The 14,621-nt window shown below is 70.3% G+C and carries 12 protein-coding genes, 1 tRNA gene and 1 pseudogene; 10 read left to right on the top strand and 4 right to left on the bottom strand.

Annotated features, from left to right (window positions below; genetic code table 11):
* Window positions 1–161 precede the first annotated feature (161 nt).
* From ABT288_RS29775 to ABT288_RS29820, 10 genes are all read left to right on the top strand, one after another.
* A complete protein-coding gene (locus ABT288_RS29775) occupies window positions 162–1,247 on the top strand; it encodes a TIGR03364 family FAD-dependent oxidoreductase (protein ID WP_450857643.1) in 1,086 nt (361 codons plus the stop codon).
* A gap of 8 nt (window positions 1,248–1,255) precedes the next feature.
* Window positions 1,256–1,954, top strand: a complete 699-nt coding sequence (locus tag ABT288_RS29780; RefSeq protein WP_351614072.1) for a phosphonatase-like hydrolase — start codon at window positions 1,256–1,258, stop codon at window positions 1,952–1,954.
* Between the two features lies 1 nt (window position 1,955).
* The gene (locus ABT288_RS29785) at window positions 1,956–3,002 is read left to right on the top strand and encodes an ABC transporter ATP-binding protein (RefSeq protein WP_351614075.1); all 1,047 of its coding nucleotides are present in this window, start codon (window positions 1,956–1,958) and stop codon (window positions 3,000–3,002) included.
* Window positions 2,995–3,777, top strand: a complete 783-nt coding sequence (locus ABT288_RS29790; protein WP_351614078.1) for a 2-aminoethylphosphonate ABC transporter permease subunit — start codon at window positions 2,995–2,997, stop codon at window positions 3,775–3,777. Before ABT288_RS29785 ends, ABT288_RS29790 begins: the two co-directional genes overlap by 8 nt.
* Window positions 3,764–4,561, top strand: coding sequence for an ABC transporter permease (locus tag ABT288_RS29795; RefSeq protein ID WP_351614080.1), 798 nt, complete (start codon window positions 3,764–3,766; stop codon window positions 4,559–4,561). The genes ABT288_RS29790 and ABT288_RS29795 overlap by 14 nt, the downstream gene beginning before the upstream one ends.
* A 46-nt stretch (window positions 4,562–4,607) precedes the next feature.
* Window positions 4,608–5,663: a 2-aminoethylphosphonate ABC transporter substrate-binding protein gene (locus ABT288_RS29800; RefSeq protein ID WP_351614083.1), complete on the top strand. Its 1,056-nt coding sequence runs from the start codon at window positions 4,608–4,610 to the stop codon at window positions 5,661–5,663.
* A gap of 124 nt (window positions 5,664–5,787) precedes the next feature.
* Window positions 5,788–6,567, top strand: coding sequence for an HAD-IIA family hydrolase (locus tag ABT288_RS29805; protein WP_351614086.1), 780 nt, complete (start codon window positions 5,788–5,790; stop codon window positions 6,565–6,567).
* Window positions 6,568–6,724: 157 nt separating this feature from the next.
* On the top strand, window positions 6,725–7,291 hold the full coding sequence (locus ABT288_RS29810; RefSeq protein WP_351614089.1) for a hypothetical protein: 567 nt from the start codon (window positions 6,725–6,727) through the stop codon (window positions 7,289–7,291).
* 9 nt (window positions 7,292–7,300) lie between these two features.
* The gene (locus ABT288_RS29815; protein ID WP_351614092.1) at window positions 7,301–7,963 is read left to right on the top strand and encodes a class F sortase; all 663 of its coding nucleotides are present in this window, start codon (window positions 7,301–7,303) and stop codon (window positions 7,961–7,963) included.
* Window positions 7,964–8,084: 121 nt separating this feature from the next.
* Window positions 8,085–9,110, top strand: coding sequence for a glycoside hydrolase family 6 protein (locus ABT288_RS29820; protein WP_351614095.1), 1,026 nt, complete (start codon window positions 8,085–8,087; stop codon window positions 9,108–9,110).
* Here the strand turns inward: ABT288_RS29820 and glxA are convergent, their stop codons facing one another.
* The 4 genes and pseudogenes from glxA to ABT288_RS29840 form a co-directional block, all read right to left on the bottom strand.
* Entirely contained in the window at window positions 9,111–11,045 is a 1,935-nt protein-coding gene (gene glxA / locus ABT288_RS29825) for a radical copper oxidase GlxA (protein WP_351614098.1), read from the bottom strand. It abuts the gene before it with no gap.
* Window positions 11,042–13,033, bottom strand: a complete 1,992-nt coding sequence (locus tag ABT288_RS29830) for a glycosyltransferase family 2 protein (protein ID WP_351614100.1) — start codon at window positions 13,031–13,033, stop codon at window positions 11,042–11,044. The genes glxA and ABT288_RS29830 overlap by 4 nt, the downstream gene beginning before the upstream one ends.
* 415 nt (window positions 13,034–13,448) lie before the next feature.
* Window positions 13,449–14,135, bottom strand: a pseudogene (locus ABT288_RS29835) (FadR/GntR family transcriptional regulator); the annotation flags it as partial.
* Between the two features lie 105 nt (window positions 14,136–14,240).
* A tRNA-Lys gene (locus ABT288_RS29840) sits at window positions 14,241–14,314 on the bottom strand.
* Between the last annotated feature and the right edge of the window lie 307 nt (window positions 14,315–14,621).

The following is a 14,621-nucleotide window of genomic DNA, read 5'->3' on the forward strand; positions in this document are numbered from 1 at the left end:
ATATCGACCCCGCTCTAATATCACGGGAATATAACGGGTCTAGCCCAAACGTGATGGGTCGTTCACGCTCTCGTTGTCAGCCGGATGTCTCCGGTTCCCTGATCGCGAGGAGCGTTGCCGTCGTGAAAGTGACAGTCGTCGGAGCAGGCGTGGTGGGCACCATGCACGCCTGGCATGCGGTGCAGCGTGGCCACCAGGTCGTCCAGATCGAGCGCGAGGCCGAGGCGCGCGGCGCCTCGCTGCGCAACTTCGGGCAGATCTGGGTCAGTGGCCGCGCCGCTGGAGAAGAGCTGCAGACCGCGCTGCGGGCGCGGGAGCTGTGGGAGGGCATCGGCGCACGGGTACCGGCGCTCGGCTTCCGGGCGAACGGGTCCCTGACCCCCGTCCGCGGCCCCCTGGAGCTCGCCGTCGCCGAGGCCGCCGTGGCCCGCGCCGACGCCGCCGCCCGCGGCTACAAACTCCTCACCCCGAGCGAGGCCCGCGCCCTCAACCCGGCCCTGCGCGGCGACTTCACCGCCGCCCTGTACTGCGAGCGGGACGCCGCCGTCGAGCCGCGCACCGCCCAACTCGCCCTCCGCGCCGAGCTGTTGAAGGCATCGAACTACACCTTCCTGCCGGGCCGGGAGGTCCGCGAGGTGACCGGCGCCGGGACCGTCCGGGACGACCACGGCGACGTGCACCGCGCCGACGCGGTCGTCCTGTGCACCGGCGCCTGGCTCGGCGGACTGGTCCGCGAACTCGCGGGACCGGAGCTGCCCGTGCGCCGGGTACGGCTGCAGATGATGCAGACCGACCCGCTGGGCGAACCGCTGCCGACGTCCGTCGCCGACGCCGACAGCTTCCGCTACTACCCGGCCTACGCCTCCCCGGCCCTCGACCGGCTCAACACCGAACAGCCGCAGCCGGAGACCGCCGCCACGCACCGGATGCAGCTGCTCATGGTGCAGCGCGCCGACGGCGGACTGACCATCGGCGACACCCACGAGTACGAGCACCCCTTCGCCTTCGACACCGTCGAGGAGCCGTACGAGCACCTCACCGGCGTGGTCGAGTCCCTCCTCGGCCGGCCGCTGCCGCGCGTCCGGCGCCGCTGGGCCGGCGTGTACGCGCAGTGCACCGAGCCCGGCCGGGTGGTGCACCGCCGGCAGGTGCGCGAAGGGGTGTGGCTGGTCACCGGGCCCGGCGGGCGCGGCATGACCTGCGCCCCCGCGATAGCCGAGACCACCGCGAACGAACTGGGCTGGTGACCACCCCCATGACCCCCGTAACCTCCGACATCCGGCTCGTCGTCCTCGACATGGCAGGCACGACCGTCGCCGACGGCGGACTGGTCGAGCGCGCCTTCGCGGCGGCCGCCACCGAACTCGGCGTCGAGCCCGGCTCGGCCGAGCACGCCGAGCACCTCGCCTACGTCCGCGCCACCATGGGCGAGTCCAAGATCTCCGTCTTCCGGCACCTGTTCGGCGCCGAGGACCGCGCCCGGCGCGCCAACACCGCCTTCGAGAAGGCGTACGGCGACCTGGTCGACGGCGGCCTGATCGCCCCGGTGCCGGGGGCCGAGGAGGCCATCCGGGAGCTGGCCGGCAGCGGCCGTACCGTCGTGCTGACCACCGGCTTCGCCCGCGTCACCCAGGACGCGATCCTCGACGCCCTCGGCTGGCGGGACCTCGTGCCGCTCACCCTGTGCCCGGCCGACGCCGGCGGGCGCGGGCGGCCGTACCCGGACATGGTCCTGGAGGCCTTCGTCCGCACCAAGGCCGCCGAGGACGTGACGCAGGTCGCCGTCGTCGGGGACACCTCCTACGACGTGCTCAGCGGGGTGCGGGCCGGGGCCGGGCTGGTCGCCGGGGTGCGCACCGGGGCCCACTCGGACGCGGAGTTCCGGGCCGCCGGGGCCACGCACGTCCTCGACTCCGTCGCCGGCCTCCCGGCGCTGCTGCGGGGAGACCGGTGAGATGGGCATCCGCTTCGACTCCGTCACCGTCGCCTACGACGGCAACGTCGTCCTCGACTCTCTCGACCTGACCGTCGAGCCCGGCGAGGTCATGGCGCTGCTCGGGCCGTCCGGCTCCGGCAAGACCACCGCGCTGCGGGCGGTCGCCGGGTTCGTACGGCCCGTGTCCGGGCGGGTGCTCCTCGGCGGCAGGGACGTGACGGACCTGCCGCCGTACCGGCGGGGCATCGGGATGGTCGTCCAGAGCTACGCGCTGTTCCCGCACATGCGGGTGGACGAGAACGTGGCCTTCGGGCTCAAGGCCCGCAGGGCGGACAAGGCGGAGACACGGCAGCGGGTCGCCGAGGCGCTGGAGCTGACCGGCATGGCCGCCTACGCCCGCCGGCATCCGCGCGAGCTGTCCGGCGGGCAGCAGCAGCGGGTCGCCATCGCCCGCGCGCTCGCCATCCGGCCGGACGTGCTCCTCCTGGACGAGCCGCTGTCCGCGCTGGACGCCCGGCTGCGGTCCGGGATGCTGGCCGAACTCGCCCGGCTGCACCGGGAGTTGCCGGAGATGTCGATGCTGTACGTCACCCACGACCAGGTCGAGGCGCTGACGCTGGCCGACCGGATCGCGGTGATGGACGCGGCGCGGCTTCAGCAGTGCGGTACGCCGCGCGAGCTGTACCGGGCGCCGAAGAGCGAGTTCACGGCTTCCTTCGTGGGCGGCGCGAATCTGCTGCCGGTGACCGTGGGTTCCGGGGGCGTCGGCTTCGCGGGGACCGAGCTGAAGGTCGACGCGGGGGAGGTGGTCGCGGGGACGCGGGCCACGTTGTGCGTACGGCCGCATGTCATCGCACTGGGGCAGGGCCCCAACCAACTCGACGGTGTCGTACGGGAGATCCAGTGGCGGGGAGCCACACATCGGCTGTACGTCGAGGTCGACGGGCATTCCGTCATGGCGGACGTGCGCGAGCTGAAGGAGCCGCCGGCGCTCGGGGACCCGGTGAGCCTGCACTTCGCCGCCGAGGACGCGGTGCTGCTGCCCGCAGGGGTCGGCCATGAGTAGGCGGCTGCTGTGGGCCCTTCCTCCCCTGGCCCTCCTCGCCCTCTTCTTCCTCTACCCCCTCGCCCTCGTCGTCCAGCAGTCCTTCCAGCCGGACGGCGGAGGCACCTCCCTGCAGCCGTACGCGGACGTCTTCGCCTCCGAAGCCTTCCGGAACGCGCTGTGGACCACCGTCTGGCTGGCGCTGGCCTCCACCGCCGGATGCCTGGTCCTGGGCTTCCTGCTGTCGCTGGTCATCGCGTTCGTACCGTTCCCCGGGGCGAAGGCGGTGGCGCGGTTCATCGACGTCTACCTGTCCTTCCCGTCCTTCCTCATCACGCTGGCGCTGCTGTTCATCTACGGCACCACGGGCATCATCGGTTCCTTCCAGTTCCTCACCACCCCCTGGGGGGTGCTGCTGGCGGAGGTCACCTACTTCACGCCGTTCGTGATGCGGCCGCTGCTCGCCGCGTTCTCGCAGCTGGACACCGCCCAGCTGGAGGCGGCCGGTTCGCTGGGTGCGCGGGCACCCCGCATCGTCCGCCGGATCATCCTGCCGGAGTCGCTGCCCGCGCTCGCGGCCGGCGGGAGCCTGGTCCTGGTGCTGTGTCTCAACGAGTTCGGGATCGTGCTGTTCACCGGCGCGAAGGGGGTCACCACCCTGCCGATGCTCGTCTACAGCAAGGCGATCCTGGAGTCCGACTACCCGGGCGCGTGCGTGGTCGCCGTCGTCAACGTCCTGATCTCCGTGGGCCTCTACGGCCTCTACCGGGTGGTGAGCCGTCGTGCTGGTGCATAGCCGTGGGGCCAGGTGGGCGGTGTGGACGCTGTTCCTCGTCCTGTTCGTGCCGGTGTTCGCGCTTCCCCTGCTCGTCGTCCTCGGCGCCTCCTTCGCCACCCACTGGTCCGGCGTCCTGCCCTCCGGGCTGAACACCGCCAACTACCGTGCGGCGACCCGGGGTGAGGCCTTGCAGGCCCTCACCACCAGCCTGCTCACCGCCACCGCGGCCAGCCTGCTCGCGCTGACCGCCGGCACCTGGGCCGCGCTGGCCTCCGCCGCCCTGAAGAAGCGGTACCGGCGGCTCATGGACGCCCTGTTCGTGCTGCCGGTCGCCGTGCCGTCGGTCGTGGTCGGACTGGCGGTCCTGGTGGCCTTCTCCAAGCCGCCGATGCTGCTCAACGGCACCCGGTGGATCGTGATCCTCGCCCACACCGTGCTGGTCACCGCCTTCGCCCACCAGTCCGTGTCGGCGGCGATCACGCGCCTCGACCCGGCCTACGAACAGGCCGCCGCCTCCCTCGGCGCCCGGCCCGCCCGCGTCCTGCTCCGGGTGCGGCTGCCGTTGCTGCTGCCCTCGCTCACCGCGGCGGCCGGCCTCTGCTTCGCCCTGTCCATGGGCGAGCTGAGCGCCACGATGATGCTCTATCCGCCCGACTGGACCCCGCTGCCCGTCCTGATCTACGCGGCCACCGACCGCGGTGCCCTGTTCACCGGCTCCGCCGTCGCCGTGGTGCTGATGGCCGCGACCCTGCTCGTCCTGTTCGCCGTCTCCCGGATCCGCACCCGGGCCTCGTACCGCTGAATCCCCCTCGGTAATTCCCTTCACCACGCCAGGAGTTGGCCTCGCCATGCCCAGAAACCGCCTCACGCTCGCCGTAACCCTCGCCCTGCTCGCCACCCCCCTGCTGTCCGCCTGCGGCGGCTCCTCGGCCGCCTCCGACGCCAAGGTCGTCACCGTCTACAGTGCCGACGGCCTCAAGGGCGAGAACGGCGACGGCTGGTACGACAAGGTCTTCGCCGACTTCACCAAGCAGACCGGCATCAAGGTCAAGTACGTCGAGGGCGGCTCGGGCGAGATGGTGCAGCGCGCCGTCCGCGAGAAGTCCAACCCGCAGGCCGACGTGCTGGTCACCCTGCCGCCGTTCATCCAGCAGGCCGACAGCAAGGGCCTGCTCCAGAAGTACGAGCCCAAGGACGCGGACCAGGTCAGCGGCGCCGACAAGGCCCCGGACGGCACCTGGACCTCGGTCGTCGACAACTACTTCGGGTTCGTCTACAACAAGAAGGAGCTGAAGCAGGCCCCGAAGACCTGGGACGAGCTGCTCGACGGCAAGTACAAGAACAAGCTCCAGTACTCCACCCCCGGCGTCGCCGGTGACGGCACCGCCGTCCTCATCAAGGCCATCCACGACTTCGGCGGCAAGGAGCAGGCCCTCGCCTATCTGAAGAAGCTCCAGGCCAACAACGTCGGCCCGTCCGCCTCCACCGGCAAGCTCGCCCCCAAGGTGGACAAGGGCGAGCTGCTCGTCGCCAACGGCGACGTGCAGATGAACTACGCCCAGTCCAAGACCATGCCCGACCTCGGCATCTGGTTCCCGGCCGGCAAGGACGGCAAGCCCACCACCTTCGCCCTGCCGTACGCGGCCGGCCTGGTCACCAAGGCCCCGCACAGCGAGAACGGCCAGAAGCTGCTCGACTTCATGCTCGCCCAGAAGCAGCAGCAGGAGGTCAGCGGGATCGGCGGCGGGTTCGCCGCCCGCCAGGACGTCAAGGCCACCGACGCCAACGCCATCGCCCTCACCAGGCTGATGGACGGCGTGGAGTTCTTCGAGCCGGACTGGAACGACATCGACAAGAACCTCACGTCGTACGTCGAGGACTGGAAGTCGGCGACGGGGAGCTGATCCGTTCGACCGGCGAACGCCGGGGTCAGGATCAGGCCACCCTGATTAGGCTGGGGGCGTCGGTACGCCGTGGTTCCGGCGCCCCCAGCCTTTCCGACCGTACGCACGCCAGGAGACGCACAACATGGCAGACCGCAAGCCGATCGAGTCGTGGCTCACCGACATGGACGGTGTCCTGATCCACGAGGGTGTTCCGATCCCCGGCGCCGACGCCTTCCTGAAGAAGCTGCGCGAGTCCGGACGGCCCTTCCTGGTGCTCACCAACAATTCCATCTACACCGCCCGCGACCTGCACGCCCGGCTGCGCCGGATGGGCCTGGACGTGCCGGAGGAGAACATCTGGACCTCGGCCCTGGCCACCGCCCAGTTCCTCGACGACCAGCGGCCCGGCGGCAGCGCCTATGTCATCGGCGAGGCCGGTCTGACCACCGCGCTGCACGACATCGGCTACATCCTCACCGACCACGAGCCCGACTTCGTGATCCTCGGCGAGACCCGCACCTACTCCTTCGAGGCGCTGACCAAGGCGGTGCGGCTGATCAACGACGGCGCCCGGTTCATCGCCACCAACCCGGACAACGTCGGCCCCTCCACCGAGGGCGACCTGCCCGCCACCGGCTCGGTCGCCGCCCTGATCACCGCCGCGACCGGCAAGAAGCCCTACTTCGTGGGCAAGCCCAACCCGCTGATGATGCGGGCCGGGCTCAATGCCATCGGGGCCCACTCCGAGAACTCCGCGATGATCGGCGACCGGATGGACACCGACGTCCTCGCGGGCCTGGAGGCCGGCATGCGCACCTTCCTGGTGCTGTCCGGCGTCACCCAGCCCGACGACGTCGACGGCTACCCCTTCCGCCCCTCGCAGGTCGTCGACTCCATCGCTGACCTGGTCGACCTCGTCTGACCCGTCCCGTCCTGCCCTGACCGGACCCCGATCGGCCCCGATCGGTTCTGACCTGGGCCTTTCAAACCCCGGTCCACCCGTTCGGAGCAATCGGGCGCCTCCCGAGGATGCGGAGGCGCCCGGGGCGGGGGAGCCTCCTGATATCTGGAGGTTCACGATGGGCTCACTACGCCTCACTGTCTGTACAGGAATCCTGGCCGTCGCCGCGTTCGCCCCGGCGGCCCACGCGGCCGACTCGGGCTCGGTCTCCGTGACGCCCGCCGCCCCCGCCCCCGGCACCGACGTGTCCGTGCGGGTCCACGGCTGCTCCGGGCCGCAGGGCACCGCCGCCTCGGCCGCGTTCGTCGCCGACGCCCGGCTGACCGGCGCACAGGGCACCCTGGCCGGCGAGACCCGCGTCCGCTCCTCCCTCAAGCCGGGCGCCTACGACGTCAGGATCACCTGCGCCGACTACGTCATCACCGGGAGGATCACGGTGGTCGACAGGGGGACGGCACCGGGCCGGGCACCCGGGCAGTACCAGGATCCCGCCGGCCGGCCCCCCACCTCCGCCTCGCCCGTCGCCCCCGTCCCCGCGGGCGGTGGCGGCACCGCCCACTTCGCCACGGTGGCCACCACCGAGTCCGGCCCCGACACCGTCCAGACCGTGACCGGCCTGGCCCTCGCCGCGACCGCGGCGGTCGCCGTCGGGCTCCGCGCCCGCCGCAACCGCGGCACCCGCTGAGCACGGGCCATGTCCCACGACCGTGCGCGCACCACCGGCACCGAGCGGCTCGTCACAGCCCTGACCTGGACCCTGCTGCTGTTCGGGCTGTGGCTGTGGGGCCGCGGGCTGACCGGCGTACCGCACACCACGGGCGGCTCCGCCACGGGGAACCTGTTCGCACCCGCCGAGGCCCCCCGGCTGCCCCGCCCGGCCAGGCCGCTCGGGGACGCCGTACCCCAGCGCGTCGACATCCCCCAGCTGGGCGTGCAGGCACCGGTGGTCAGCCGGGGCCTGGACGCCGAGGGCGCCGTCGACCCGCCCCCCTTCGACCAGCCGGGCGTGGTCGGCTGGTACGGCGCCGGCACCGCACCCGGCGCCAAGGGCGCGGCGCTCCTGGTCGGGCACGTCGACACCGAGACTCGGCCCGCGGTGTTCTACAAGCTCAGCACCCTCGAGCCCGGCGAGACGGTCCGGGTGGTCCGCTCGGACGGCAAGGTCGCCCGGTTCACCATCGACGACGTCCGTGTCCTGCCCCGCGCCCGCTTCGACGCCCACCAGGCCTACGGCCCCCACCGGCCCGGCCGCGCCGAGCTGCGCCTGATCACCTGCGGCGGCTCCTTCGACCGCGCCGCCCGCAGCTACACGGCCAACGTCGTGGTCTCCGCATACCTCACCGGAACCGCGGGCTGACCCCCGCACACCTCGCCCCCCACGCCCCGCCGGGCGACCTCGCGACCTCGTGACGGACCGGGTGGATATGCCAGGATTGGCCCTGGACCGGTGCGCCCAGGGGGGACCAGGGGGGATTCGCATGGACGACAGCAGGGGGGCCCGCCTTTCCGGGCGGGCGTCGGCGTCGGTGGTGGTGCTGGGGGCGGCACTGCTGCTCGCCGGATGCTCCTCCGGCGGCGGGGCCGAGAGCGGCGACCCGGGAGCCCGGATCACCCAACAGCCCAAGGCCGCCGACCCGTTCTGGGTGAACCCGGACGGCACCGCCGCCCGCCAGGTCGGCGCCTACGAGAAGTCCGGCAGGAAGACCGAGGCCGCGCAGATCCGCAGGATCGCCGAGCAGCCGGTGGGGGAGTGGATCGGCCCGGAGAACCCGGAGAAGGAGGCGCGCGGCTTCACCGAGGCCGCCGAGAAGTCCGACCGTACGGCCCTGCTCGTCCTCTACAACATCCCGCACCGCGACTGCGGCCAGTACTCCCAGGGCGGCGCCGCCGACGGCAACGCCTACCGCGCCTGGATCGACGGCGTGGCCCGGGGCATCGAGGACCGCCCCGCCATCGTCGTCCTGGAACCGGACGCCGTACTCCACCTCGTGGACGGCTGCACCCCGGACCGGTTCCACGAGGAGCGCTACGACCTCCTCAAGGGCGCGATCGCCAAGCTCAAGTCCCTGCCGAACACCAAGGTCTACCTGGACGCGGGCAACGCCGGCTGGGGCCACCCCGACCAGATCTTCCAGAGCCTGCAGCAGGCCGGCATCGACCAGGCCGACGGCTTCTCCGTCAACGTCTCCAACTTCTACTCCACCCAGGACTCCCTCGCCTACGGCAAGCAGCTCTCGGCGAAGGTGGGCGGCAAACACTTCGTCATCGACACCAGCCGCAACGGCAACGGCCCCTACACCGGCGGCGACCCGGCCCAGCGCTGGTGCAACCCGCCGGGCCGGGCGCTCGGAGAAACCCCGACGACAAAGACGGCGGACGCCCTGGTGGACGCCTACCTGTGGGTCAAGCGGCCGGGAGAGTCCGACGGCACGTGCAAGGGAGGCCCGAAGGCGGGGGACTGGTGGGCAAGTTATGCACTTGCCCTTGCCGCCAACACCAAGTGACTACGGAACCCTGACCCACTGAGCCCTGCTCGGTGTCCCCTGATCGTCGTCGACGAACAACATGTACCAGCCGGAGGTCACCAGGTTCCGGTTCTTCGGGACCGTCACCGTGATCTTGTTCCCGGCCGCCTTGAAGTCCAGTGCTATGGACCGCTGGTCGACGTCCGTCACATGCGTGGACGCACTCGGCCGGATCAACCGCACCTTCTTGACACCGGCCGCGTGATCCGAGGTGAACGTCCCCGAAGCGCCGCGGGCGATCGTCTGCGGCCCTCCACCGAGTGTCGGCCGCGAGTCCCGGTACAGATACGGCGGTGTGTAGATCTCGATCCGCTGCTCGAACTTCCCCGGCTTGGTGTTCGCCTTGTCGCCGTACAGCGAGTCGGACCCGAAGAACATCACCCGCCCGTCCGGCAACAGGATGGAGCCGGAGTGGTAGTTCCGGCCCACCAGCGGATCCGCGACCCGGGTGAAGCTGTTGCTGTCGGGGTGGTACAGCCGCGCCTGCAGGATGTCGGAGTCGCCGCGCCCCCGGTAGTCCTCCGAGCCGCCGGAGACCAGCACCGTGTCGTCGGGCAGGATCGAGGACTGCGGATACCGCGTGCCCTTCTCCAGCGATGGCCCGTCCACGAAGTGCGGGTTCTGCGCCTTCAGGTCGATCAGCCGGGTCTTCTTGCTGGACAGCTTCGACTCACCGACGCCGCCGCCCCCGATCACCATGAACCTCTCGTTCTGCGCCGGAGGCAGCAGCACGGTCCCGGACGTCTCCATCGCGTTCGGGTCGCTCAGCCCGGGCAGCCTGGTGAACCTGTTGGTGTCGACGTCCCAGATGCCGGGCTCACGGCCCACGTTGTCCGGTCCGTACCCCGCGTTCGAACCCGAGTAGAAGATCTTCCCGTTCTGCATCAGGAAGAGCGCCGGATATGTGGGGAACTGCCGGACCGTCTTCGTGTACGTCCACTTCTTCGTCCTCGGGTCGAAGACCTCGTTCTTGCCCGGTACCAGCTGACCGATGTCGTCGAGGCCGGAGACACTGAGGATCCTGCCGTCCGACAGGGTGGTGAGCGTCGGGTACCAGCGGGCCTCGTTCATCGGGTCGACCTTGATGTACCGCTCGGCGACCGGATCGAACTCGTAGGCGTCCTTGATCCCCTCGAAGTCCTTCTTGTCGAGGGCGAGCTTCTGCGCGATGCCGTAGGTGTTGCGCGCGTCGGCGCCGGTCAGGCCCTGGATGCGGTAGTTGTCCTGGGTGCCGGTCTCGTACTGGGTGCCCTCCTGCGGCGCCTCGACGTAGACACGGCCGTAACCGGGGTTGTTCCGCAGCCACTTGCCGGTGCTGTCGAAGACCTTCGTGGCGCGCGGGACCAGTACCGAGTCCTGGGAGACGAACGTCCTGCCGTTCTGTTTGCCGGTGAACCTGGTGCCCGCGGGCAGCGTCATCGGCTTGTCCGGGTTCTCGTTGTAGAGGATCATGACGCCGCCGGCCTTCTTGACGTCACCCTTGAGCTTCTCGTACCGCTTGGTGCCGCCCGCGATCAGCAGGTTGCCGTCGGGCAGCTGGGTGTGGCCGGTGCAGAACAGGTCGTTGGGTGTGGGGACCTTCTTGATCGTGCCCTTGACCGGGTCCCAGATGCGGGTGTCGAACTTCTTCCTGTTGAAGTTGTCCTGGTTGTTGCCCGAGCCGGCGACCAGCAGCACCTTGCCGGTGTGCAGCAGCGCCGCGTGGATGGTGTCCTGGCGGTACTCCGGTGGGAACTCGATGATGTCCCAGTGGCCGTTCTCGGCCTTGTACTCAGGTCTGTTGATCTTGTACTGGTGGTACTGCGCGGTGCCGAAGCGGTAGAGCCACGGCCCGTTCATCCCGGCCAGCGCGAGTACCACCGCCGTACCGATCGCGAGCCTGCGGGCGCGACGGCGGCCGGCCTGGTCCTTCATTCCTTGCTTCCCCCAAGTCCGCCAAGGGCGATCTGCATGGTCTGCTCGTTCTCCCCGCTCCGGTCCGCCTCCCGGCCCCCGTGCTGCTCGCCGGCCGCCCAGGTGGGCCGCTTGAGCGGCAGATGGGCCGCGTACGGCGCGGGCACCGCGTCCTGCGGTTCGGCGACCGCCGTGGCCGTCGCCGGCTTCGGCCTCTTCCGCTCCTGCCGCAGCGTGTACCGCCAGGCGAAGATCGGCGAGGCGGTGATCAGCAGGGCGAGACACGCCCAGGTGATCATCGCGGGGTGGGAGTGCCCGAACACGAAGCCGGCGGCGAGCGAGCCGGCGAAGACCAGGATGAAGAACCAGTGGACCCGGAACGTCCCGAACAGCGTGTCGGGGCTCGCCGATTCACCCTTGGGCGTGACCACGAACCTGCTCTTGCGGCGCAGTACGGCGTCCATGAGGGAGCGCGCGTAGATCGGCGCGGACAGGGCGGACATCACCATGCCCGCGACACCGCCGGAGCCCTCCGGCTCGTGCGGGGAGACGTTGTGCCGCCGGTTCCAGACGTACAGGCCGATCTGGAGCGCGGAGGCGTTGCCGTACAGCATCAGCCACACGGTCGGGTCGATGTTCACGCCCGAGGCGCCCAGGCCCAGGAACAGGGCACAACTCAGCGCCGCGAGGATCCAGTTGAGGGCGGACATCGGATAGAAGATGATCATCATCGTGTAGTTGAAGAGCTTGCCCGGCCCCAGCGTGAACAGGCCCTTCCAGTACTGCTTGAGGATCGTCTCGTACGTGCCCCGGGACCAGCGCAGCTGCTGGGTGAAGAAGTCCGTCCAGGCGTTCGGGCCCTCGCCGACCGCGAGCACGTCCGGGGTGTAGACCGACTTCCACTTGCGGCCCGTCGCCGGGTTCTTGGCGCGGTGCATCTCGAAGCCCGTCGCCATGTCCTCGGTGATGGAGTCGTACAGGCCGCCGATCTGCCTGAGGGCGCTGATGCGTACGGCGTTGGAGGTGCCGACGAACATCGGGGCGCCGTAGCGGTTGCCGGCGCGCTGGATCAGGGCGTGGAAGAGGAACTGCTGGGACTCGGCGGCCTTGGTGACGAACGTGTCGTAGTTGCCGTACACCTGCGGGCCGATGACGAAGCCGACGTCCGGGTCGCGGAAGTAACCGAGCATCCGCTCCAGGTAGTTGGGCAGCGGCACATGGTCGGTGTCGACGGAGGCGAAGAAGTCGTAGTCGCCGCCGTGCGCCTCCAGCCAGGCGTTGTAGTTGCCGTGCTTGGTCCTGGCGCGGTGCGGCCCCTTGGGCTGGTTCCACTTCTCCACCCCCTTGCGGGTGAAGTGGTGCACGCCGAGCCGGGCGCAGACCTCCCTGACGGCCGGGTCGTCGCCCTCGTCCAGCAGCCACACGTGCAGCAGGCCCCGGTGGCGCAGCTTCACCGCCGCCTCCAGGGTCCTCGTCACCATCTCCAGCGGCTCCTTGCCGGGCACATAGGTGGTGAGGAAGGCGACTCTGGTTCCGGTCTCGGGGACCACCGGGACCGGGTCGCGGGCGACCAGGGTGGCGTGGGCGTTGGACAGCACGTTCATGCAGCGGAAGAACTCGATCAGGCCGATCGAGACGAGCATGACGACGTCGAGCGCCGGCAGGAAGTCGTAGGCGGGATAGTCGCGTTCGGTCCAGTGCTCGGGCTGCAGCAGCCAGAACAGCAGGACCAGGGAGAGGAGCGGGGCCGCGCCCAGCATGAGCGCGGCGCGGATGCGGTGCGGCTCCTGTGAGAGCAGCGACCGGTACTGCACCCTGTACGGCTTCGCCGGGTCGGGCTGGGTGAGGGGGCCCGCGAGCCGGCTGTAGTGCTCGTAGTCGTATCTCGGCAGGCTCTTCTTGATCCGGCGTAACTGGCCCGTCCGGTGCCCGATCACCCTGAGCTGTGTGGTCTGTGACGGGTCGTCGTGAGCGTGGCTGTGTCCGGCGCCCGTCGGCGTCGACGTCATGAGTCATTCCCCCCACACGCAGGTCACCGCGTGTTCTGTCGCTGTGGTGGCTCGCAGTCCCCACGTCTTCCCCACCTCATGGACACGGGACTGGCGACCTTCCGGTTGCATTGATGCCCCCCTCGGCATCGGTTCATGAGCGGGGCCCCCTCCCCGCCGTCCGGCAACCGTTTGCTTCCCCCCAACTCCCGCCAAACGGCGGCAGCTTGGACATCTCAGGGTTCTACGGCGCTCCACATGATCGCAAGACGCGAAACGCGGTGTTTACCGCTCAAACCCGTTCATTGTGGCGCGCGTGGGGCTCGGGGGACGGGGGCGCGCCGCTGGTCCCGGGTGACCCGGGTGACCCGGGTGGCCGGGGTGTGCCGGTGCTTCCGGGTGACCGGGGTGGCTGGGATGTGCCGGTGGTCCCGGGTGGCCGGGATGTGCCGGTGGTGGAGAGGCGGACGCGGATGTTGCCGAAGTGATCTCTTATGGCCTCCTCCGCCCGCAGTGAGTCGCCGGACCGCACCGCGTCCAGGATCTCCCGGTGCTGGCGGCAGGTGACCCTGGGGTCCTGCGGCACGTCCACCAGATCCTGCTGCACCCGGTGGAAGGCGTCCCAGAACGCCTCCAGCACCTCGCTCAGCAGCACGTTGTCCAGCCCCCGGTAGAGGGTGGCGTGAAAGGCCCGGTCGGTCTCGGCGAGGCCCGCCCCCTCGGCGGCCTCCTGCTCCATACGGTCCACGAGGCCGTCCAGTTCAACGAGGTCCGCCTCGGGCAGCCGCCCGGCCAGCCGCGAGACCAGCCCGGTCTCCACGGCCTCGCGCAGCTCCAGCAGCTGCAGCAGGGAGTCCTCGCCACGGTAGTGCCCGGCGACGGTGCGGAAGGCCAGCCCCTCGATCATGGGTGCGAACGACATCGAGCCGACGTACGTCCCGAACCCGTGCCGGATCTCCACGATGCCCATGGCCTGGAGCGCTTTCAGGGCCTCGCGGACGGAGTTCCGGCTCGCGCCGAGGTACTCCATCAGCTCGGGCTCGGTCGGCAGCGGGGCACCCGAGGGCAGCCGTCGGTCGACGATCAGCTTCTTGATCCGCTCCTGGAGGTCCCGGGCTGCCATGGCGAGAGGGTATCCGGCCAGTCGGGGGGAGGGCCCGGTTCCGGACAGGGGAGATTTCCGGACATGCGAAAAGCCCCCCGCTTTCGCGAGGGGCCTCCCGGTCGGTGCGCCGCCAGGGACTCGAACCCCGGACCCGCTGATTAAGAGTCAGCTGCTCTAACCAACTGAGCTAGCGGCGCCTGCTGACGGAGATAACTCTACCCGACCTCCAGGGGTGCCCATGACCACCCCCGGGTGATCGGCCGGGGGTCCGGAGGGGCGTGTACATCATTCGGGCCGTCAAAGTGGCGGTCCGGTGGACAGTTGGAAAACTGATCAACGTGCAATCTCGCGGACAACGCCCCTTCGAATGTGAGGTAGATCGCATGCCGGCTCCGGTGTTCGTGGACTTCGACCCCACCCGCGACTGCGACTGCCCCGGTTGCGTCCAGGAGCGACGGGCCGGCCCCGGCCCGTCGTCCGGCCGCCCCCGCGTCCGCCCGGCGG

It is taken from the genome of Streptomyces sp. NPDC001093 (assembly GCF_040298985.1).
Classification (GTDB): Bacteria; Actinomycetota; Actinomycetes; order Streptomycetales; family Streptomycetaceae; genus Streptomyces.

Coding starts and splice junctions, on each gene's coding strand:
- ABT288_RS29810 (WP_351614089.1), top strand. CDS start 6,725: ATGGGCTCACTACGCCTCACTGTCTGTACAGGAATCCTGGCCGTCGCC.
- ABT288_RS29775 (WP_450857643.1), top strand. CDS start 162: ATGCACGCCTGGCATGCGGTGCAGCGTGGCCACCAGGTCGTCCAGATC.
- ABT288_RS29785 (WP_351614075.1), top strand. CDS start 1,956: ATGGGCATCCGCTTCGACTCCGTCACCGTCGCCTACGACGGCAACGTC.
- ABT288_RS29790 (WP_351614078.1), top strand. CDS start 2,995: ATGAGTAGGCGGCTGCTGTGGGCCCTTCCTCCCCTGGCCCTCCTCGCC.
- ABT288_RS29830 (WP_351614100.1), bottom strand. CDS start 13,033: ATGACGTCGACGCCGACGGGCGCCGGACACAGCCACGCTCACGACGAC.
- ABT288_RS29805 (WP_351614086.1), top strand. CDS start 5,788: ATGGCAGACCGCAAGCCGATCGAGTCGTGGCTCACCGACATGGACGGT.
- glxA (WP_351614098.1), bottom strand. CDS start 11,045: ATGAAGGACCAGGCCGGCCGCCGTCGCGCCCGCAGGCTCGCGATCGGT.
- ABT288_RS29820 (WP_351614095.1), top strand. CDS start 8,085: ATGGACGACAGCAGGGGGGCCCGCCTTTCCGGGCGGGCGTCGGCGTCG.
- ABT288_RS29780 (WP_351614072.1), top strand. CDS start 1,256: ATGACCCCCGTAACCTCCGACATCCGGCTCGTCGTCCTCGACATGGCA.
- ABT288_RS29815 (WP_351614092.1), top strand. CDS start 7,301: ATGTCCCACGACCGTGCGCGCACCACCGGCACCGAGCGGCTCGTCACA.
- ABT288_RS29800 (WP_351614083.1), top strand. CDS start 4,608: ATGCCCAGAAACCGCCTCACGCTCGCCGTAACCCTCGCCCTGCTCGCC.